This window comes from Mycobacterium tuberculosis complex sp. N0072 (genome assembly GCF_030323725.1).
In the GTDB taxonomy this organism is placed as follows: Bacteria; Actinomycetota; Actinomycetes; order Mycobacteriales; family Mycobacteriaceae; genus Mycobacterium; species Mycobacterium tuberculosis.
In genome coordinates this window covers 2497686-2518115 of sequence record NZ_CP040689.1, presented here as the reverse complement: position 1 = coordinate 2518115, position 20430 = coordinate 2497686, and the positions used below count along the sequence as shown (strand labels likewise).

The following is a 20430-nucleotide window of genomic DNA, read 5'->3' as shown; positions in this document are numbered from 1 at the left end:
TCAATTGGGCTGTGGCGGATGGTGTTGGGCACATCGAATGTCTGGGCTCACCCCGGGCTCAACCGGCGAACGCGACGCCGATGGGTCCCGCTGGCGCGTCCGCGCCGGCAATCCGGCGTCGACGGCATCCAGGGCGCCACCGCAATGCCCGCGCATCGGGCTGATTCGGCTTGGTCAGAAACTGTGTTCGTCAGCGGGGAATACCCCGCCGGCCACCTCTTGGGCGTATTGCATTGCAGCACGGCGTAGTTCACCACCGACATCGGCATACCGTTTGACGAAGCGGGCGGTCTTGGCGCCGCTGAACCCGGCCATGTCCTGCCATACCAGGACCTGGCCGTCGCAGTTGGGCCCAGCGCCGATCCCGACCGTCGGAATGGTAAGCTTGCCGGTGATCTGGGTGGCCAACTCGGCGGGCACCATCTCCATCACGACGGCAAACGCTCCGGCTTCGGCGACGGCGATCGCGTCGGCGATGGTTTGTTCGGCGGCGTCGCCGCGGCCCTGCACCCGGAAGCCGCCCAAGGTGTTGACGCTTTGCGGGGTGAAGCCGATGTGTGCCATCACCGGGATGCCCGCCGCGGTCAGACAGGCGATTTGCTCGGCCACCCGCTCACCGCCCTCGAGCTTGACCGCATGTGCGCCGCCGTCCTTGAGGAACCGGGTGGCGGCGGCCAACGCGGCGGTGGGCCCCGCCTCGTAGCTGCCGAACGGCAGGTCGGCGACGACCAGTGCGTGCGGGGCACCCCGCACCACGCCACGGACCAGCGGGATCAGCTCGTCGATGGAGATCGGCACGGTGGTGTCGTAGCCGTACACGACGTTGGCCGCCGAATCACCGACCAGCAGCACCGGGATGCCGGCCTCGTCGAAGATCCGGGCCGTCGAATAGTCGTAGGCCGTCAGCATGGCCCACTTGTGGCCGTCGGCCTTCCATCTCTGTAGGTGGTGGGTGCGGATCTTGGTCCGCGGCCCGGAGCCTCCGGGGGTATTGGCCCCATAGATAGTCTGCTCAGACATCACTGTCCCTAATGGTGGTCGGGTCGATCCTCGTGGCCCGTTAGGGTCCCCGGGTTCGTCGGACCCTGACAGTCTGCCACTTCTTCCCCTCAGACGCGCCCGGGGCCCCCATCGGCATACCATCGCGCATGCAGCGGCTCAGTGGCCTGGACGCCAGTTGCTGTGTCTGGAAACGTCCACTCAGCCCATGCATGTTTGCTCGAGCATGGGTTACGCCTTTGACCGGCTGCGTGACGCGTTCTGACTCCAGATCAAGGCGAGGCCGCGGTTTCGGAAAAAGCTTGCCAGCAGTGCGCTGAACCTTGAACCTCACATCGATCGTCACTTGCACGGCATCGGGTTGCCGTCGCCGGGCGGGCGGGCCGAACTCTCGGAGATCTGCGGCCACATCGCGTCGCTGCCGGCGACCGCCGTGGGAGATGGGTTCGTCGAAGGGGTGGACGGCATCGGGGATCGCCCTCGGGCGATGGCCAAGGTGCACCATGCCGGCGTGGACGGGGTGCCAGCGCCAACCTGATGTCGCAGTTGTGCACCGCCGAGGCCGACGCGCCCGTGCCGGATCCGGTCGACGGGTCGGTGTCTTGCCCGGATCTGTTACCGGACGTATGGGGGATGGCCGACGAGTTCGCCATCGGCGATGGCAGGACTGCTGGCAGCGGCCGGTTAGTCGGCCGACGGTGGCCGCTGGCCAGGATCTCGGGTCTGCTCTGGCAGCATTGTGGGCATGAGGCTGTCTCGCCGCGACAAGATCGCGCGCATGCTGTTGATCTGGGCCGCGCTCGCCGCCGTGGCGTTGGTTCTTGTGGGCTGCATCCGCGTGGTCGGGGGACGCGCTCGTATGGCGGAGCCGAAGCTGGGCCAGCCGGTGGAGTGGACACCGTGCCGGTCGTCAAACCCGCAAGTAAAGATCCCCGGCGGCGCGTTATGCGGCAAGCTCGCTGTACCGGTCGACTACGACCGCCCCGATGGTGACGTGGCGGCGCTGGCGCTGATTCGCTTTCCGGCGACGGGAGACAAGATCGGTTCGCTGGTCATAAATCCCGGTGGACCCGGCGAATCCGGTATCGAGGCCGCCTTGGGCGTCTTCCAGACATTGCCGAAGCGGGTGCACGAAAGGTTCGACCTGGTTGGGTTCGACCCCCGCGGGGTGGCGTCGTCCCGGCCGGCGATCTGGTGCAACTCCGATGCCGACAACGACCGGCTGCGGGCCGAGCCGCAGGTTGACTACAGCCGGGAGGGTGTGGCGCACATCGAGAACGAGACCAAGCAATTCGTCGGTCGCTGTGTGGACAAGATGGGCAAGAACTTTCTGGCCCATGTCGGGACGGTCAACGTCGCCAAGGACCTGGATGCCATTCGCGCGGCGTTGGGCGACGACAAGCTGACCTACCTGGGCTACTCGTACGGCACCCGGATCGGCTCCGCGTATGCCGAGGAATTTCCGCAGCGGGTGCGGGCAATGATTCTCGACGGTGCCGTCGACCCCAATGCCGATCCCATCGAGGCGGAGCTGCGCCAGGCCAAGGGCTTCCAGGACGCGTTCAACAACTATGCCGCCGACTGCGCCAAGAACGCGGGCTGCCCGCTGGGCGCCGACCCGGCCAAAGCCGTCGAGGTCTACCACAGCCTGGTCGATCCGTTGGTCGACCCGGACAACCCGAGGATCAGCAGGCCGGCGCGCACGAAGGATCCGCGCGGGCTGAGTTATAGCGACGCCATCGTGGGCACCATTATGGCGCTGTACTCACCGAATCTGTGGCAACACTTGACCGACGGGCTGTCGGAGCTGGTCGACAATCGCGGAGACACCCTGCTGGCTCTGGCCGACATGTACATGCGTCGGGACTCGCACGGCCGCTACAACAATTCCGGTGACGCGCGGGTGGCGATCAATTGCGTCGATCAGCCCCCGGTTACCGATCGCGACAAGGTCATCGACGAAGACCGCCGCGCCCGGGAGATCGCACCGTTCATGAGCTACGGGAAGTTCACCGGTGATGCGCCGCTGGGCACCTGCGCGTTCTGGCCGGTGCCACCCACAAGTCAGCCCCATGCCGTCTCGGCGCCCGGCCTAGTGCCGACGGTGGTGGTATCCACCACCCATGACCCGGCGACGCCGTACAAGGCCGGGGTCGACCTGGCGAACCAGCTTCGCGGTTCGTTGCTGACCTTCGACGGAACCCAGCACACGGTGGTATTCCAGGGCGACAGCTGCATTGACGAGTACGTGACGGCGTATTTGATCGGCGGCACCACGCCGCCCAGCGGCGCCAAGTGCTAGCGGGGCGAAGAAACGAAGGTGTGATCATTTCGCGCCGTCACAGGTATTCGCCGGTGAGACGATGGCGGCCATGTGGCGCCGCAGACCGTTGAGCTCGGCGCTGCTGTCCTTCGGGTTGCTGCTCGGCGGACTGCCCCTAGCAGCGCCCCCGTTGGCCGGCGCGACTGAAGAACCCGGCGCCGGCCAAACCCCGGGTGCGCCGGTCGTGGCGCCGCAACAGAGTTGGAACAGCTGCCGCGAGTTCATCGCCGACACCAGCGAAATTCGCACTGCACGCTGCGCGACGGTGTCCGTCCCCGTCGACTACGACCAACCCGGTGGGACACAAGCGAAGTTGGCGGTGATCCGCGTCCCCGCGACGGGACAGCGATTCGGAGCACTGCTGGTCAATCCTGGGGGACCCGGGGCGTCGGCGGTCGACATGGTCGCCGCTATGGCACCCGCGATCGCCGACACCGACATTCTCCGCCACTTCGACCTGGTGGGCTTCGACCCGAGAGGGGTCGGCCACTCGACCCCTGCGTTGCGGTGTCGCACCGACGCCGAGTTCGACGCGTACCGGCGCGATCCGATGGCCGACTACAGTCCGGCCGGTGTCACCCACGTCGAACAGGTCTACCGGCAGTTGGCCCAGGACTGTGTTGACCGGATGGGCTTCAGCTTCTTGGCCAATATCGGTACCGCGTCCGTCGCACGGGACATGGACATGGTTCGCCAAGCGTTAGGTGACGATCAGATCAACTACCTCGGATACAGCTACGGCACCGAGTTGGGCACCGCTTACCTGGAACGGTTCGGTACTCATGTGCGGGCGATGGTCCTCGACGGCGCTATCGATCCAGCCGTTAGCCCAATCGAGGAAAGCATCAGCCAAATGGCGGGATTTCAGACCGCTTTCAATGACTACGCCGCCGACTGCGCCCGCTCGCCGGCCTGCCCTCTGGGCACCGACTCGGCCCAGTGGGTCAACCGCTACCACGCCCTGGTTGACCCGCTGGTGCAGAAGCCGGGTAAGACGTCGGATCCACGTGGCCTGAGCTACGCCGACGCGACGACGGGCACCATCAACGCGCTGTACAGCCCTCAGCGCTGGAAGTACCTGACCAGTGGTCTGCTGGGGCTGCAGCGCGGCAGCGACGCCGGCGACTTGCTGGTGCTTGCCGACGACTATGACGGCCGGGATGCAGACGGGCACTACAGCAACGACCAGGACGCGTTCAACGCGGTTCGGTGCGTCGATGCGCCCACACCGGCCGATCCAGCGGCCTGGGTGGCCGCCGACCAACGGATCCGTCAGGTCGCCCCGTTCCTTAGCTACGGGCAGTTCACCGGATCCGCCCCCCGCGATCTGTGCGCGCTGTGGCCGGTGCCGGCAACGTCGACGCCGCACCCCGCGGCGCCGGCCGGGGCTGGCAAGGTCGTCGTGGTGTCCACCACCCACGACCCGGCCACTCCGTATCAGTCCGGGGTAGACCTGGCCCGCCAGCTGGGCGCACCGCTGATCACCTTCGACGGCACCCAACACACTGCGGTGTTCGATGGCAACCAGTGTGTGGACTCTGCGGTGATGCACTATTTTCTCGACGGGACCTTGCCGCCGACGAGTCTGCGGTGCGCGCCCTGAACTCACCGCGCACTCCCCTTGCGGGCCGCCCCGCAACGCTTCTGGCCGGGCATCGGTAACACGGTTTTAACAGACAGTGCATACTGTTCGAGGTATGGACCGACAGAAGGAATTCGTTCTTCGTACCCTGGAAGAACGCGACATCCGCTTCGTCCGGCTGTGGTTCACAGACGTGCTCGGTTTCCTCAAGTCGGTCGCCATCGCCCCAGCCGAACTCGAGGGCGCCTTCGAGGAAGGCATCGGCTTCGACGGATCCTCGATCGAGGGCTTTGCGCGGGTCTCGGAATCCGATACGGTGGCGCACCCGGACCCGTCGACCTTCCAGGTGCTGCCCTGGGCCACCAGTTCCGGCCACCACCACTCAGCGCGGATGTTTTGCGACATCACCATGCCGGACGGCTCGCCGTCGTGGGCGGACCCGCGGCACGTGTTGCGGCGGCAGCTGACGAAGGCCGGCGAACTCGGCTTCTCCTGCTACGTGCATCCCGAAATCGAGTTCTTCCTGCTCAAGCCCGGACCCGAGGACGGGTCGGTGCCCGTCCCGGTCGACAACGCCGGCTATTTCGACCAAGCGGTGCACGACTCCGCCTTGAACTTTCGCCGCCACGCGATCGATGCCCTGGAATTCATGGGCATCTCGGTGGAGTTCAGCCATCACGAAGGCGCACCCGGCCAGCAGGAGATCGACCTGCGGTTTGCCGACGCTCTGTCGATGGCTGACAACGTGATGACCTTCCGCTACGTCATCAAAGAAGTCGCGCTGGAAGAGGGCGCCCGGGCGTCGTTCATGCCCAAGCCATTCGGCCAGCACCCGGGCTCGGCGATGCACACCCACATGAGCCTGTTCGAGGGTGATGTCAACGCGTTCCACAGCGCTGATGATCCGCTGCAGCTGTCGGAAGTGGGTAAATCGTTCATCGCCGGGATCCTGGAGCACGCTTGCGAGATCAGCGCGGTCACAAATCAGTGGGTCAACTCTTACAAGCGGCTGGTGCAGGGCGGCGAAGCGCCCACGGCCGCGTCGTGGGGGGCCGCCAACCGATCCGCCCTAGTGCGGGTGCCGATGTACACGCCGCACAAGACCTCGTCGCGGCGGGTCGAAGTACGCAGCCCTGATTCGGCGTGCAATCCCTATCTGACATTCGCCGTGCTGCTGGCCGCGGGATTGCGGGGTGTAGAGAAGGGTTACGTGCTGGGCCCGCAGGCCGAGGACAACGTATGGGACCTCACACCCGAGGAACGCCGAGCGATGGGGTACCGAGAATTGCCGTCCAGTTTGGATAGTGCGCTGCGCGCCATGGAGGCCTCCGAACTCGTCGCGGAGGCCTTGGGGGAGCACGTTTTTGACTTTTTCTTGCGCAACAAGCGCACGGAGTGGGCGAACTACCGCAGCCACGTCACGCCATACGAGCTGCGCACCTACCTGTCGCTGTAGCCCAGATCTACCGGTTGATCCGACGCCGACGCGCTTTGCGCTACCGTCGTGGTCGTGACCAAACTCGCCACGCAGCGGCCGAAGTTGCCCAGCGTTGGCCGGCTCGGATTAGTTGACCCCCCTGCTGGTGAGCGTCTGGCTCAGCTGGGGTGGGATCGGCACGAGGATCAGGCGCACGTCGACCTGCTGTGGTCGCTGTCACGCGCTCCGGACGCCGATGCCGCGCTGCGCGCCTTGATCCGGCTGTCGGAGAATCCAGACACCGGATGGGACGAGCTCAACGCGGCTCTGCTGCGCGAACGCAGTCTGCGCGGGCGGCTGTTCTCGGTGCTGGGCTCGTCGCTGGCGTTGGGCGATCACCTGGTCGCCCATCCGCAGTCCTGGAAATTGCTGCGGGGCAAGGTCACACTGCCGTCCCATGACCAGCTGCAGCGGTCGTTCGTCGAGTGCGTCGAGGAATCGGAGGGTATGCCGGGCTCGCTCGTGCACCGATTGCGAACCCAGTACCGCGACTACGTGCTAATGCTGGCCGCTCTCGACCTGGCCGCGACGGTCGAGGACGAACCGGTGCTGCCATTCACCGTGGTGGCCGCACGCCTGGCGGACGCCGCGGACGCCGCTCTGGCGGCGGCGCTGCGCGTGGCCGAGGCGAGCGTGTGCGGCGAGCACCCGCCACCGCGCCTGGCGGTCATCGCGATGGGCAAGTGCGGTGCGCGCGAACTGAACTACGTCAGCGACGTCGATGTCATATTCGTTGCCGAGCGCTCCGACCCGCGCAACGCGCGCGTGGCCAGCGAGATGATGCGGGTGGCCTCGGCGGCCTTTTTCGAGGTGGACGCCGCCCTGCGTCCGGAGGGGCGCAACGGGGAGCTGGTCCGTACGCTCGAGTCGCACATCGCCTACTACCAGCGCTGGGCCAAGACCTGGGAGTTTCAGGCGTTGCTGAAAGCACGGCCAGTCGTTGGCGACGCGGAACTTGGCGAGCGTTACCTGACCGCCTTGATGCCGATGGTGTGGCGAGCCTGCGAGCGCGAAGACTTTGTGGTCGAGGTGCAGGCCATGCGGCGGCGGGTGGAGCAGCTGGTGCCCGCCGATGTCCGCGGCCGCGAGCTCAAACTCGGCAGCGGCGGATTGCGCGACGTGGAGTTCGCCGTACAGCTACTGCAGCTGGTTCATGCCCGTAGCGACGAGTCGTTACGGGTGGCGTCCACGGTGGACGCATTGGCGGCGTTGGGCGAAGGCGGCTACATCGGGCGTGAGGACGCGGCGAACATGACCGCGTCGTATGAGTTCCTCAGGCTGCTCGAGCACCGACTGCAGTTGCAGCGGCTCAAGCGCACCCACCTGCTTCCCGATCCCGAAGACGAGGAGGCAGTGCGCTGGCTGGCGCGCGCGGCCCACATCCGGCCCGATGGCCGAAACGATGCGGCCGGGGTGCTGCGGGAGGAACTCAAGAAGCAGAACGTGCGGGTGTCGAAGTTACACACCAAACTCTTCTATCAACCGCTGCTGGAATCGATCGGCCCGACCGGGTTGGAGATCGCCCACGGCATGACGTTGGAGGCCGCGGGGCGCCGGCTGGCCGCGCTGGGCTACGAGGGACCGCAGACCGCGTTGAAACACATGTCGGCGTTGGTCAATCAAAGCGGCCGGCGCGGACGGGTGCAGTCGGTGCTGCTGCCCAGGCTGCTGGACTGGATGTCGTATGCCCCCGATCCCGACGGCGGACTGCTGGCCTACCGGCGGCTCAGTGAGGCGCTGGCCACCGAAAGCTGGTACCTGGCCACGCTGCGGGACAAGCCCGCGGTGGCCAAGCGGCTCATGCATGTCTTGGGTACCTCGGCGTATGTGCCGGATCTGTTGATGCGCGCGCCGCGGGTCATCCAGCAGTACGAGGACGGGCCTGCGGGCCCGAAGCTGCTCGAGACCGAGCCCGCCGCCGTGGCTCGGGCGCTGATCGCCTCGGCGAGCCGCTACCCCGACCCGGAGCGGGCCATCGCCGGCGCGCGCACGCTGCGTCGTCGAGAGCTGGCCCGCATCGGTTCGGCGGACCTGCTCGGCCTGCTCGAGGTCACCGAGGTGTGCCGGGCGTTGACGTCGGTGTGGGTGGCGGTGCTGCAGGCCGCGCTGGACGTCATGATCCGGGCCAGCCTTCCCGACGACGATCGCGCCCCGGCGGCCATCGCGGTCATCGGCATGGGTCGGCTGGGTGGTGCCGAGTTGGGCTACGGGTCGGATGCCGACGTGATGTTCGTCTGTGAGCCGGCCACCGGCGTCGACGATGCACGGGCGGTGAAATGGTCGACATCGATCGCCGAGCGGGTTCGGGCGCTGCTGGGGACACCCAGCGTCGATCCGCCGCTGGAGCTCGACGCCAATTTGCGACCCGAGGGCCGCAACGGTCCGCTGGTCCGCACCCTGGGGTCCTACGCCGCATACTACGAGCAGTGGGCACAGCCATGGGAGATCCAGGCCCTGCTACGCGCACACGCGGTTGCCGGCGATGCCGAGTTGGGTCAGCGATTCCTACGGATGGTCGACAAAACGCGGTATCCGCCCGACGGTGTGTCCGCTGACTCGGTGCGCGAGATTCGCCGCATCAAGGCCCGTATCGAGTCCGAGCGGTTGCCGCGCGGTGCCGACCCCAACACACACACCAAACTGGGCCGCGGCGGACTGGCCGACATCGAATGGACCGTGCAGTTGCTGCAGCTACAGCATGCGCACCAGGTTCCCGCCCTGCACAACACCTCGACGCTGCAATCCCTGGATGTCATCGCGGCCGCCGATCTGGTTCCCGCAGCCGACGTGGAGCTGCTCCGTCAGGCCTGGCTGACCGCCACCCGGGCCCGCAACGCGCTGGTGTTGGTGCGCGGCAAGCCCACCGACCAGCTGCCGGGACCCGGGCGCCAGCTCAATGCGGTCGCGGTCGCGGCCGGCTGGCGAAACGACGACGGTGGGGAATTCCTGGACAACTACCTACGGGTGACGCGGCGGGCAAAGGCGGTAGTGCGCAAAGTGTTCGGGAGTTGACTGCCCCGTTGGTCAGCGTGGACGCCCGCCCGCACGACGAATCCCCGACACTTAACCTGAACCGGCCGCGACGACACGCCTGGGCGACGACGTGGCTTGAGTTTCGGCGCATGTGAAAGACAACCCGCTCGGCGGTCGGGAGATGATTGCCAAGCGGGTTGTGGCACCCGGCTGAAACGTCCTTGAACGTTCTTAAACGGGCTCTTCGCAGCGGTGGTCGGCGCGCCGTTGCCGGCCACCGTCACCCATCGAAAAACCTCGACGCCCGCCCTGGCAACGACACGCCGCTCCCTCTACACCCGGACTGCGAAGAGTCCTTAAACGTCGTAGTACAGCGCGAATTCGTAGGGATGCGGCCGGATGTTGACCGGCTCGATCTCGTTTTCGCGCTTGAAACTGATCCACGTCTCGATCAGGTCGTTTGTGAACACCCCTCCTTCGGTGAGGTATTCGTGGTCGGCCTCGAGACGGTCGATCACATCTGACAGCTGGGTCGGAGTCTGCGGGATACTCGCGGCCTCTTCCGGCGGCAGCTCGTAGAGATCCTTGTCGACGGGCGCCTGCGGCTCGATCTTGTTCTTGATACCGTCCAGGCCTGCCATCAGCATGGCCGAGAACGCCAGATACGGGTTGCCCGACGAGTCGGGGCTTCGGAACTCCAGCCGCTTGGCCTTCGGGTTGCTGCCGGTGATCGGGATGCGCACGCATGCCGACCGGTTGCGCTGGCTATAGACCAGGTTGATCGGGGCCTCGTAACCGGGAACCAGCCGCTTGTAGGAGTTCACCGTCGGGTTGGTGAAGGCCAGCAGCGACGGCGCGTGGTGTAACAGGCCGCCGATGTAATGACGGGCCGTGTCCGACAGACCGGCATAACCCGTCTCGTCGTACATCAGCGGGGCCCCGTCCTTCCACAGCGACTGATGACAGTGCATGCCGGACCCGTTGTCGCCGAACAGCGGCTTGGGCATGAACGTGACCGTTTTGCCGTTCTGCCAGGCGGTGTTCTTGATGATGTACTTGTACAACTGCATGTCGTCGGCGGCGTGCAGCAGCGAATTGAACTGGTAGTTGATCTCGGCCTGTCCGCCGCTGCCCACCTCGTGGTGGCCCTTCTCCAGGATGAAGCCGGAGTTGATCAGGTTGGTCAGCATCTTGTCGCGCAGGTCGACGTATTGGTCGTTGGGGGCCACTGGGAAATACCCGCCCTTGTGGCGGACCTTGTAGCCCCGGTTGGGACTGCCGTCGGCCTCGGTCGCCGCGCCGGTGTTCCACCACCCCGAGATGGCGTCCACCTCGTAGAAGGAGCCGTTGGCGCGCGAGTCGAAGCTCACCGAATCGAAAATGTAGAACTCGGCCTCGGCGCCGAAGTATGCGGTGTCGGCGATGCCAGTGCTGATCAGGTAGTTCTCGGCCTTGCGGGCGATGTTGCGCGGGTCGCGGGAGTACGGCTCCAGGGTGAACGGGTCGTGCACAAAGAAGTTGATATTCAGCGTCTTGGCCGCGCGGAACGGGTCGATGCGCGCCGTCTCGGGATCGGGAAGAAGCAACATGTCGGATTCGTGGATCGACTGGAACCCGCGAATCGACGAGCCGTCAAAGGCCAAGCCGTCGTCAAACACGCTCTTGTCAAAGGCCGAAGCCGGAATCGTGAAGTGCTGCATGATGCCAGGCAGGTCACAGAACCGGACGTCGACATATTCGACCTTCTCGTCCTTGGCAAGTTTGAAGACGTCGTCGGGCGTCTTTTCCGTCACAGAATGCTCCTTTACTGTATCCGCGGCCGACGCTATGGAGCCGATATTGCCCGTCAGTCAACCCCGTGTTGCGCAGACGTTACTGACCGTGCCGCCCACCACTGACGCCGGGTCTCCCCGGCCCTATTGTGGGGCCATGGTCGGCAAGATCGTAACCGGTGGCATGCCGAACGGGAACCTGGTTATCGGGTCTGCCCGATGACGGCGAAATCGCCGCCCGACTATCCCGGCAAGACGCTGGGCTTGCCGGACACCGGACCGGGTTCGCTGGCTCCGATGGGGCGCCGGCTGGCGGCTCTGCTGATCGACTGGCTGATCGCCTACGGTCTGGCGTTGCTGGGCGTGGAATTCGGTGTTTGGTCGACCCCGATGCTGTCGACGGTTGTCCTGGTGATTTGGCTGCTGCTCGGGGTGGCGGCGGTCCGCTTGTTCGGATTCACACCCGGGCAGTTGATGCTGGGTCTGGTCGTGGTGGCAGTGGGTGGCCGGCGGCCGGTGGGGATCGGCCGTCTGGTGGTGCGTGGCCTGCTGATCGGGCTGGTGGTTCCGCCGCTGTTCACCGACTCGGACGGGCGTGGGCTGCACGATCGGCTCACTGCTACGGCGGTGGTGCGACGCTGAGCCGCGTTACTTACGGCGGACCGTGCGCTGGACGCTGCGCATCTTGGCCGTGGTGGGTAGCGGTCCCTTGGGCATGACGCCCGCACCGGCACGCGAACCCAGCGCCGCCAGTCGCGACTCCACCGTGTCCATCTGCTTGACCGTGATGTTGGCCGGAAGGCGGGTGAGGTGGCGCTCCAACTTGGCCAGCGGAACCTCGCCATCGCCGTTGCCGACGATAATGTCGTAGATCGGCACGTCCCCGACCAGTCGCGCGGTGCGCTTTTTCTCCTGAGCCAGCAGTGGTTTGACGCGGGCCGCTGATCCCTCGCCGACGAAGATGACACCGGGCCGGCCGATCACCCGGTGCACGGCGTCGAGGTTGCCGGTGGCGGCCACCCCGGGCGTCACCCGCCACTTGCCCCGCAGGTTGTCCAGCGCCCAGGCGGCTGCGCCGGTTTGGCCTTCGGCTTTGCGGTAAACCGTTCGCTGGGCTCGCCGGCCGAAGATGACGAACGCCACCAGTGCACCCAGCAGCACCCCCAGCGGGATCATCGTGAACATGGTGAACCCGCCAGCCCACACCCCGACCCCCACCGATGCGCCCACGATCAGCAAGAAAGCACCAATCATGTACGGCAGCAGGCGCTTATCCTCCTTGCGCTGCAGGGTGAACGCTTGCCACAGCTGAGCGCGGCGCTGGCGGGCGGCAGCCTTACGAGCAGCGTTTGCCTGAGCTTTGGCGGCCTTGCTTTCAGCGGCATTTCGGGGTTTCGCCATAATCGTCCAGAATACGTAAACGCTGGCTAGCGGGATGCCAAGGCCCGTGAGTTACGTGCCTGTTCGTAGAGCCGGCCCGCCCGATATGACGACCTAACCAGGGGTCCCGCCAATACCCCGGCGAAGCCCAGCCCTTCGGCGAATCGCGCGAACTGGACGAACTCCTCGGGCTTCACCCAGCGCTCGACCGGATGGTGGCGCGCCGACGGCCGCAGGTATTGGGTGATGGTAACGATGTCGCAGCCGGCGTCGCGCAGATCGCCCAGGGCGGTGCGCACCTCGTCGGAGGTTTCGCCCAGGCCGAGGATGAGGTTGCTCTTGGTGACCAGGCCGGCGTCGCGCGCAGCGGTAAGCACACCCAGGCTGCGCCGGTACGTGAACGCCGGCCGGATCCGCTTGAAGATACGGGGCACGGTTTCGACATTGTGTGCCAGGACTTCCGGGCCGGACTCGAAGACCTCGGCCAGCCGGGTTGGTTCGCCGTTGAAGTCGGGAATCAGCAGTTCGACGCCGGTCGACGGATTGAGTTCCTTGATGGCGCGCACGGTCGCGGCGTACAGCCAGGCCCCGCCGTCAGGCAGGTCGTCGCGAGCCACGCCGGTGACGGTGGCATAGCGCAGGCCCATCGTGCGCACGCTGTCGGCGACTCGGCGTGGCTCGTCGCGGTCCAGCTCGGCGGGCTTTCCGGTGTCGATCTGGCAGAAATCGCATCGGCGGGTGCACTGGTCACCGCCGATCAGGAAGGTGGCTTCTCGGTCCTCCCAGCATTCGAAGATGTTGGGGCAGCCGGCCTCCTCGCAGACCGTGTGCAGCCCCTCGCGGCGGACCAGGTTCTTCAGCTCGGTGTACTCCGGCCCGATGCGGGCTCGTGTCTTGATCCACGGCGGTTTGCGCTCGATTGGGGTCTGCGCGTTGCGCACCTCCAGGCGTAACAGGCGCCGGCCCTCGGCAGCGACACTCATAACGGCGATGGTACGGCGTGTGAGGGCACGCGGTCACCGACCGGTAGGACGCCGTCCAGAGCGGCGCAGACAGCGGCGGCGACCGTCGCGCGGACCTCGTCGACGGTGACCGTACGGCCGAGTTCGGCGGACAGCGATGTCACTGCGGCGTCACTGATTCCGCATGGCACGATGGCGGTGAAGGCAGCCAAATCACAATCGCAGTTGAGCGCAAACCCGTGCAGTGTCGTCGCCCGCGACACCCGGACACCGATGGCCGCGACCTTGCGCGCCGGCCTGCCGGGCAGCCAGACCCCGGACCGGCCGTCGACGCGGCCGGCGTGCAGGCCCAGATCGGCGCAGACTTGGATCAGCGATTCTTCAAGGCGCCGAACGTAATTGACCACGTCGAGGGGTTCGGCCAGCCCGATGATCGGGTAGCCGACCAATTGCCCCGGACCGTGCCAGGTGATCTTGCCGCCGCGGTCGGTGTCGACGACCGGAGTGCCGTCAATGGGTCGCTCGTGTGTCTCGGTACGCCGTCCGGCGGTGTAGACCGCGGGGTGTTCCAACAGCAGCAGCGTGTCGGCGCCGCCGGCGACCCGGGCGTCGGCTAGCTCTCGCTGTAGCTGCCACGCGGTCCGGTAGTCGACGGTCCCCAGCTGGCGGACGTCGATCGCGGACAGCTTCGACCGGATAGAACCCGTCACGATAGCTAGGCTACTCGGCCGCCAGCGCACGGCTGGGCAGACGGGGTCAAGCCTAGCCGGGCCGGGTGGTGGCGTAGCCGAGCGCCTCGCCAATGGTGTTGTGGTGGAACTGAAATCCGGCTCGCTCCAGCGCGGAGGGGATGGCGCGCTGACCAATGAGCAACCCCTCGTCGGCGAACTCACCAAACGCCGCGCGTACCGCGACGCTAGGCAACATCAGCGGGGTAGGGCGGTTGACGGCGCGGCCAAACGCGGTGGTGAATTCGGCGTTGGTAACGGGGGCCGGCCCGGTCAAGTTCACCGGGCCGGACAGGTTGGGCTGCGCGATAGCGAACTGCAGCGCCCGCACCTCGTCCTCCAGGCTGATCCATGACATATATTGCCGGCCGCTGCCCAGCCGCGCGCCCAGGCCCACCGAAAACAGTGGCCGCATGCGTCGCAGCATGCCCCCCGCCGGAGACAGCACCACTCCGGTCCGGGCCAGCACCACGCGGGCACCGCTCTGCTGCGCCGGCCGCGTGGCGGTTTCCCAGTCAACGCACAGCTGGGCCAGAAAACCTGTTCCCGCCGAGTCGTTTTCGTCGACCACCCGGTCCTTGGTGTTTCCGTAGTAGCCCACCGCGCTGGCGTTGATCAAGGTAGCGACGCCGGCGTCGGCGACTGCGGCGGATAGCACCTCGGTGGGTGTGATCCGGCTGTCGCGCAGGCTCTGTTTGAAAGCCCCCGACCACCGACGCTGGGCGATGTTGACGCCGCAGAGGTTGACCACGGCGTCGACATCGGTGAGCGCGTGCGGATCGAATTCGCCGCTTTCGGGATTCCAGTGCAGTTCTTCGGAATTCGCAGGTGCCCGGCGCACGATCCGCAGCACCGTGTGGTCGGCCGCGCGCAGCGCCGCGGTCAGGGCAGAGCCGATCAAGCCAGACGAACCCGCGATCGCGACAACGGCGTTGGCCATCACAGTCCTAAATCGGCCTCGAACGCTCCCTCTTCGAGGCGGTGCTTGATCGTGGTGAGGAAACGTCCGGCGTCGGCGCCGTCGATGAGCCGATGGTCATAGGTCAACGGGAGGTAGCAGACCGAGCGCACCCCGATCGACTCGTTGCCGCTGGCATCGACGACCACCCGCGGCCGCTTGACGATCGCCCCGGTGCCCAGCATGGCGGCCTGCGGCGGAACCAGGATCGGGGTGTCGAACAACGCGCCCTGGCTACCGATGTTGGTGATGGTGAAGGTGCCGCCGGACAACTCGTCGGGTTTCAGGTTGCCCGACCGGGCACGGGCCGCGATATCGGCGATCGCCCGCGCCAGACCGGCCAGTGACAGATCGCCGGCGTCGTGGATGACCGGGGAGAGCAGGCCCTGCTCGGTGTCGACAGCGAATCCTAGGTGCTCGGCGTCGTAGTAGGTGATCTCCTTGGTGTCCTCGTTGTAGCTAGCGTTGATGTTCGGGTGAATCTTGAGGGCATCGATCACGGCCTTGGCGAAGAACGGCAGGAAGGTCAGGTTCACGCCCTCACGCTCGGCGAACGCCGCCTTGGCCCGGGCCCGTAGCCCCACGATCTTGGTCATGTCGACCTCATGGGTTTGTGTCAGCTGTGCCGTTGCCTGCAAAGATTCGCGGGTCTTGTTGGCGGTGATCTGACGAATCCGGCTGGCCTTCTGGGTGGTGCCCCGTAGATGTGCCAACGCCGGCGCAGGGGCAGGCGGCGCTTTCGGGGCCGGCGCGGCGGCGGCCTGGGCGGCCGGCGCCGGTGCTTTCGCCCGCTTCTTTTGCTCAGCCGCGGCCAGCACATCCTGTTTGCGGATGCGACCACCCACTCCGGTGCCGGTCACCCCGGCGAGGTCGATGTTGTTTTCCGACGCCAGCTTTCGCACCAGCGGCGTCACGTACGGTGCGCCCTCGGCCGCACCGGCTGGCTGGGCCGCCGGCGGCGATGGTGCGGGTTCGGCCTTCGGCGTCGGCGCTGGCTCGGGGACGGGCTTGGGTGCGGGCTTGGGGGCGGGCGCGGCGCCGATGTCGGCAGCGACACCGATCCGGGCCAACTCGCCGCCGACGGGCACCGTGGCGTCCTCGTCGGCGCTGATACTGACCAAGACCCCAGCCACCGGGGACGGGATCTCGGTGTCCACCTTGTCGGTGGACACCTCCACGAGTGGCTCGTCAACCTGAACCGAATCCCCGATCTTCTTCAGCCAACGAATGACGGTCCCCTCGGTCACCGATTCGCCGAGCTCGGGCATCAGCACCGGCTTGGCATCGCCACCAGCAGGCGCTCCGGACGTCGGTTGGACCGGTGGTGGTTCGGGTGCCGGCTTGGACTCGGGTTGGGCCGCAGGGACTTTCTCGGGTGCCGGGGCCGCGGCCTCGCCGGCATCCTTGGCGTCGCCAATGACAGCGAGCTCGCCGCCGACCTCGACCGTGTCATCCTCCTGGGCGATGATCTTGGTCAGCACACCCGCGGCCGGCGAGGGGATTTCGGTGTCGACCTTGTCGGTCGACACCTCCACGAGGGGCTCGTCGAGTTCGACCGTGTCGCCTTCCTGTTTGAGCCAGCGGGTAACCGTCCCCTCGGTGACGCTCTCACCGAGTGCCGGCATCTGGACGGAGAAGGCCATTTCTGTTGACTCCTCGATCGATCGTCGGTCGGCGCAGGTCCACCTCTGGCCTATCACACGGTCGCGCACCGGGTGCGGAACCCAGGTGGATGTCGAAACCTATCCTGTCACTGCGCCCGGAGCGACACACATCCAGGGCGCGGCGAGTTGGTGGCCCCGGCGGCCGTTGCCGACACCTCGGCGGGGACATCGGTGCAGTCGGCCGTCCTTGCTACGGTTTGGGCGACTGGTTGCAACAGCAAGTCCCGGTGGGCGGAGGTGCGATGCCGGCAACACAACAGATGTCCCGTCTGGTCGACAGCCCGGATGGCGTTCGCATCGCGGTCTACCACGAAGGCAATCCCGACGGCCCGACCGTCGTGCTGGTGCATGGCTTTCCGGACTCGCACGTGCTGTGGGACGGTGTCGTTCCGCTGCTGGCCGAACGGTTCCGGATCGTTCGCTACGACAACCGTGGTGTCGGTCGCTCATCGGTGCCCAAACCCATTTCGGCCTACACCATGGCCCATTTCGCCGACGATTTCGACGCCGTCATCGGCGAGCTGAGCCCCGGTGAGCCGGTGCACGTGCTGGCCCATGACTGGGGTTCGGTGGGGGTGTGGGAGTACCTGCGCCGGCCCGGAGCCAGTGATCGGGTCGCCTCGTTCACGTCGGTGTCCGGCCCCAGTCAAGACCACCTGGTCAACTACGTTTATGGCGGTCTGCGGCGGCCTTGGCGTCCGCGAACCTTTCTACGGGCGATCAGCCAGACACTGCGGTTGAGCTACATGGCCTTGTTCTCGGTACCGGTGGTCGCACCGCTGCTGCTTCGGGTTGCGCTGTCGAGTGCGGCCGTCCGCCGCAACATGGTCGGCGACATTCCCGTCGACCAGATTCATCACTCGGAGACGCTGGCCCGTGATGCCGCCCACTCGGTCAAGACTTACCCCGCAAACTACTTTCGGTCGTTTTCCAGCAGCCGCCGCGGCCGGGCCATTCCGATAGTTGATGTGCCGGTGCAGCTGATCGTCAATTCCCAGGACCCCTACGTGCGGCCCTACGGATACGACCAGACGGCGCGCTGGGTGCCGCGGCTCTGGCGGCGTGACATCAAAGCTGGTCACTTTTCGCCGATGTCGCACCCGCAGGTGATGGCGGCCGCCGTGCACGACTTCGCCGACCTGGCCGACGGCAAGCAGCCGAGCCGCGCGCTGTTACGCGCCCAGGTCGGACGGCCCCGCGGGTACTTCGGTGACACGCTGGTGTCGGTTACCGGGGCGGGCAGCGGAATCGGCCGCGAGACCGCGCTCGCCTTTGCTCGTGAGGGTGCAGAGATCGTTATCAGCGACATCGACGAGGCCACCGTCAAGGACACCGCCGCCGAGATCGCCGCACGTGGTGGCATCGCGTACCCCTATGTGCTCGACGTGTCCGACGCCGAGGCGGTCGAGGCATTCGCCGAGCGGGTCAGCGCCGAACACGGGGTCCCCGACATTGTCGTCAACAACGCCGGCATCGGCCAGGCGGGTCGGTTCCTGGACACCCCGGCTGAGCAGTTCGACCGGGTGCTGGCCGTCAACCTGGGCGGCGTGGTGAACGGTTGCCGCGCTTTTGGGCAGCGTCTGGTCGAGCGGGGGACTGGCGGGCACATCGTCAACGTGTCGTCGATGGCCGCCTATGCGCCGCTGCAGTCGCTCAGCGCGTACTGCACCTCCAAAGCGGCGACCTACATGTTCTCCGACTGTTTGCGGGCCGAACTCGATGCCGCCGGTGTCGGACTGACCACCATCTGCCCCGGTGTCATTGACACCAACATCGTCGCTACCACCGGTTTCCACGCGCCCGGAACCGACGAGGAGAAGATCGACGGCCGGCGGGGGCAGATCGACAAGATGTTTGCGCTGCGCAGCTACGGGCCGGACAAGGTAGCCGACGCGATCGTGTCCGCGGTCAAGAAGAAGAAGCCGATCAGACCGGTCGCGCCGGAAGCCTATGCGCTATACGGCATCTCCCGGGTGCTGCCGCAGGCGCTGCGCAGTACCGCGCGGCTGCGGGTGATCTAACCGCTACTCGTGAAGTGCTTTGGGTCCGGGCGGCCGCCTACCCGTTCTTCGCGATGTCCTCGAGCACCGCGAACATGGTGCGGGTGGGCACACCGGTGGCGCCCTTGGGCGTGTAACCCCAGGCGCTGCCGGTGTTGTAGGCCGGGCCGGCCACGTCGATGTGCGCCCAATCCACCGATTCGGCGACGAACTCACGCAGGAAAACCCCGGCCACCAGCATGCCTGCGAAACGCTGGCCACTCACATTGGCCAGGTCGGCCACCGTGGATTTCAAGTCATCCTTGAGGTCATCGGGCAGCGGCATCGGCCAGCCGTTCTCGCCCACCCGCTGCGAGATCGCGGCGACCCGGTCGCGGAACTCGTCGCTGCCCATCACACCCGGTATGCGCGTCCCCAGCGCCACCGTTTGCGCACCGGTCAACGTGGATGTCTCGATCAGATAGTCCGGCTTGTCCTCACATGCCCGGACGATGGCGTCGGCCAGGATCAACCGGCCCTCCGCGTCGGTGTTGAGCACCTCGACGGTGGTCCCACCGTATTGGGTCAGCACGTCGCCCGGGCGCTGCGCCGTCGCCGACGGCATGTTCTCGGCCATCGGCACCGTGGCGATCACGTCAATCGGCAGTCGCAGCCGGGCAGCCAGCGTGACAGTGGCGATCACCGCGGCCGCTCCGCCCATGTCCGAGGTCATGTGGTGCATCGACGCTGCCGGCTTGATCGAGATGCCGCCGGTATCGAAGGTGATCCCCTTGCCAACCAAGGCCACCTTCTTGGCCTTTTGGGGGTTCTTGGCCAGCCGCGATCCCCGATGAATCAACCGCACCAGTCGCGGCGGCCGCGACGAGCCCTGGCCGACACCAATCACCCCGCCATAGCCGGCCTTCTTCAGCGCCTTTTCGTCGATAACTTCCACGTCGAGGCCGACAGATTCGCTCAAAGTCTTTGCGCGCTTAGCGAACTCGGCGGGAAACAGGTGGCTTGGGGGAGTGTTGACCAAGTCCCGGGCGGTGGCCACCGCGGTCGCGACGGCCGCACCGTGCAACGCGCGCTTCTTGGCGTCCTTTGCACAGCAGAGCACGGTGATTTTGCGGAGTCCGGCGTCTTTGGGCGCGGTCTTGTCGCTGCGGAAGGCGCTGAATCGGTAGCTGCCCAGGATCAGCCCCTCGACGGTGGCCGAGCAGATGCCGTCGCCAGGTAATTCGGCTAGCGTGGTGATCACTGCCTCCGAACTGTTGAGCGCACGCGCGGCCACGCCGGCGGCGCAGCGGATGGTATCGGCCGGCCATTCGCGCCGCGGTTTGCCCAGGCCGACCGTCAGGACGCTGCCCACCGGCAACGACGGCACCGCCAGCCGGTGCACCTGGTCACTGGCGCCGGTGGCGTCCAGCGCTCGCAGGCCCGCCTCGATTTCGGCAACCGTGTCGGCGCGCAGGAAGGGCTCGGCCGAGGCAACGACCGCGCCGGGCCGATCCTCTTCGCCGGTCGAGACGACCGGCACGATCAACACCGCAGCGCCGACACCACGTTTCGGCATCGAGGTCGCGACGGCGACGGAGGGGGATAGGTAACCCGGTTCGGTGGTCACGGGCAA

The 20430-nt window shown here is 66.6% G+C and carries 15 protein-coding genes; 7 read left to right on the top strand and 8 right to left on the bottom strand.

Translation table 11 applies throughout. The features are described 5' to 3' along the window. Positions 1 to 174: 174 nt before the first annotated feature. Positions 175 to 1020, bottom strand: coding sequence for a 3-methyl-2-oxobutanoate hydroxymethyltransferase (gene panB / locus FF952_RS11775; RefSeq protein WP_003411489.1), 846 nt, complete (start codon positions 1018 to 1020; stop codon positions 175 to 177). A gap of 295 nt (positions 1021 to 1315) precedes the next feature. Between panB and FF952_RS11770 the strand changes: the two genes are divergently transcribed. The 5 genes from FF952_RS11770 to FF952_RS11750 all read left to right on the top strand — a co-directional run bounded on the left by FF952_RS11770 (position 1316) and on the right by FF952_RS11750 (position 9393). Next, complete coding sequence (locus FF952_RS11770; protein ID WP_012054189.1) at positions 1316 to 1537, top strand: hypothetical protein; 222 nt, start codon at positions 1316 to 1318, stop codon at positions 1535 to 1537. 201 nt (positions 1538 to 1738) lie between these two features. Next, positions 1739 to 3301 (top strand): carboxylesterase CaeA, encoded by a 1563-nt coding sequence (gene caeA / locus FF952_RS11765; RefSeq protein ID WP_003411486.1) that lies wholly within the window; start codon positions 1739 to 1741, stop codon positions 3299 to 3301. Between the two features lie 61 nt (positions 3302 to 3362). Next, positions 3363 to 4925, top strand: coding sequence for a carboxylesterase CaeB (caeB, locus tag FF952_RS11760; protein WP_003411484.1), 1563 nt, complete (start codon positions 3363 to 3365; stop codon positions 4923 to 4925). Between the two features lie 94 nt (positions 4926 to 5019). Further along, entirely contained in the window at positions 5020 to 6360 is a 1341-nt protein-coding gene (locus FF952_RS11755; RefSeq protein ID WP_003411482.1) for a glutamine synthetase family protein, read from the top strand. A 48-nt stretch (positions 6361 to 6408) separates the two neighbouring features. After that, positions 6409 to 9393 carry a bifunctional [glutamine synthetase] adenylyltransferase/[glutamine synthetase]-adenylyl-L-tyrosine phosphorylase gene (locus FF952_RS11750; protein ID WP_003411478.1) on the top strand — a complete coding sequence of 995 codons (2985 nt, stop codon included), beginning with the start codon at positions 6409 to 6411 and terminating at the stop codon, positions 9391 to 9393. 317 nt (positions 9394 to 9710) lie between these two features. On the opposite strand, the gene glnA is transcribed toward FF952_RS11750, so the two are convergent. Next, positions 9711 to 11147, bottom strand: a complete 1437-nt coding sequence (gene glnA / locus FF952_RS11745) for a type I glutamate--ammonia ligase (RefSeq protein WP_003411475.1) — start codon at positions 11145 to 11147, stop codon at positions 9711 to 9713. 198 nt (positions 11148 to 11345) lie between these two features. On the opposite strand from glnA, the gene FF952_RS11740 reads away from it, so the two are divergent. Then, positions 11346 to 11768 carry an RDD family protein gene (locus FF952_RS11740; protein ID WP_003411466.1) on the top strand — a complete coding sequence of 141 codons (423 nt, stop codon included), beginning with the start codon at positions 11346 to 11348 and terminating at the stop codon, positions 11766 to 11768. Between the two features lie 6 nt (positions 11769 to 11774). Here the strand turns inward: FF952_RS11740 and FF952_RS11735 are convergent, their stop codons facing one another. From FF952_RS11735 to sucB, 5 genes are read right to left on the bottom strand one after another with little or no spacing between them, the layout of a single operon-like run. Then, entirely contained in the window at positions 11775 to 12527 is a 753-nt protein-coding gene (locus FF952_RS11735) for a DUF4191 domain-containing protein (protein WP_003411463.1), read from the bottom strand. A 26-nt stretch (positions 12528 to 12553) separates the two neighbouring features. Beyond that, complete coding sequence (gene lipA / locus FF952_RS11730) at positions 12554 to 13489, bottom strand: lipoyl synthase (RefSeq protein WP_003411460.1); 936 nt, start codon at positions 13487 to 13489, stop codon at positions 12554 to 12556. Then, entirely contained in the window at positions 13486 to 14178 is a 693-nt protein-coding gene (lipB, locus tag FF952_RS11725; protein ID WP_003411458.1) for a lipoyl(octanoyl) transferase LipB, read from the bottom strand. Before lipB ends, lipA begins: the two co-directional genes overlap by 4 nt. 52 nt (positions 14179 to 14230) lie before the next feature. Beyond that, on the bottom strand, positions 14231 to 15136 hold the full coding sequence (locus FF952_RS11720; RefSeq protein WP_003411454.1) for a TIGR01777 family oxidoreductase: 906 nt from the start codon (positions 15134 to 15136) through the stop codon (positions 14231 to 14233). Next, complete coding sequence (gene sucB, locus FF952_RS11715) at positions 15136 to 16797, bottom strand: 2-oxoglutarate dehydrogenase, E2 component, dihydrolipoamide succinyltransferase (protein WP_003411450.1); 1662 nt, start codon at positions 16795 to 16797, stop codon at positions 15136 to 15138. Before sucB ends, FF952_RS11720 begins: the two co-directional genes overlap by 1 nt. Before the next feature lie 263 nt (positions 16798 to 17060). Here sucB and FF952_RS11710 point away from each other — a divergent pair, with 263 nt between their 5' ends. After that, positions 17061 to 18839, top strand: coding sequence for an SDR family oxidoreductase (locus tag FF952_RS11710; RefSeq protein WP_003411445.1), 1779 nt, complete (start codon positions 17061 to 17063; stop codon positions 18837 to 18839). A 37-nt stretch (positions 18840 to 18876) separates the two neighbouring features. On the opposite strand, the gene FF952_RS11705 is transcribed toward FF952_RS11710, so the two are convergent. Beyond that, a complete protein-coding gene (locus FF952_RS11705; protein WP_003899220.1) occupies positions 18877 to 20424 on the bottom strand; it encodes a leucyl aminopeptidase in 1548 nt (515 codons plus the stop codon). Positions 20425 to 20430 lie beyond the last annotated feature (6 nt).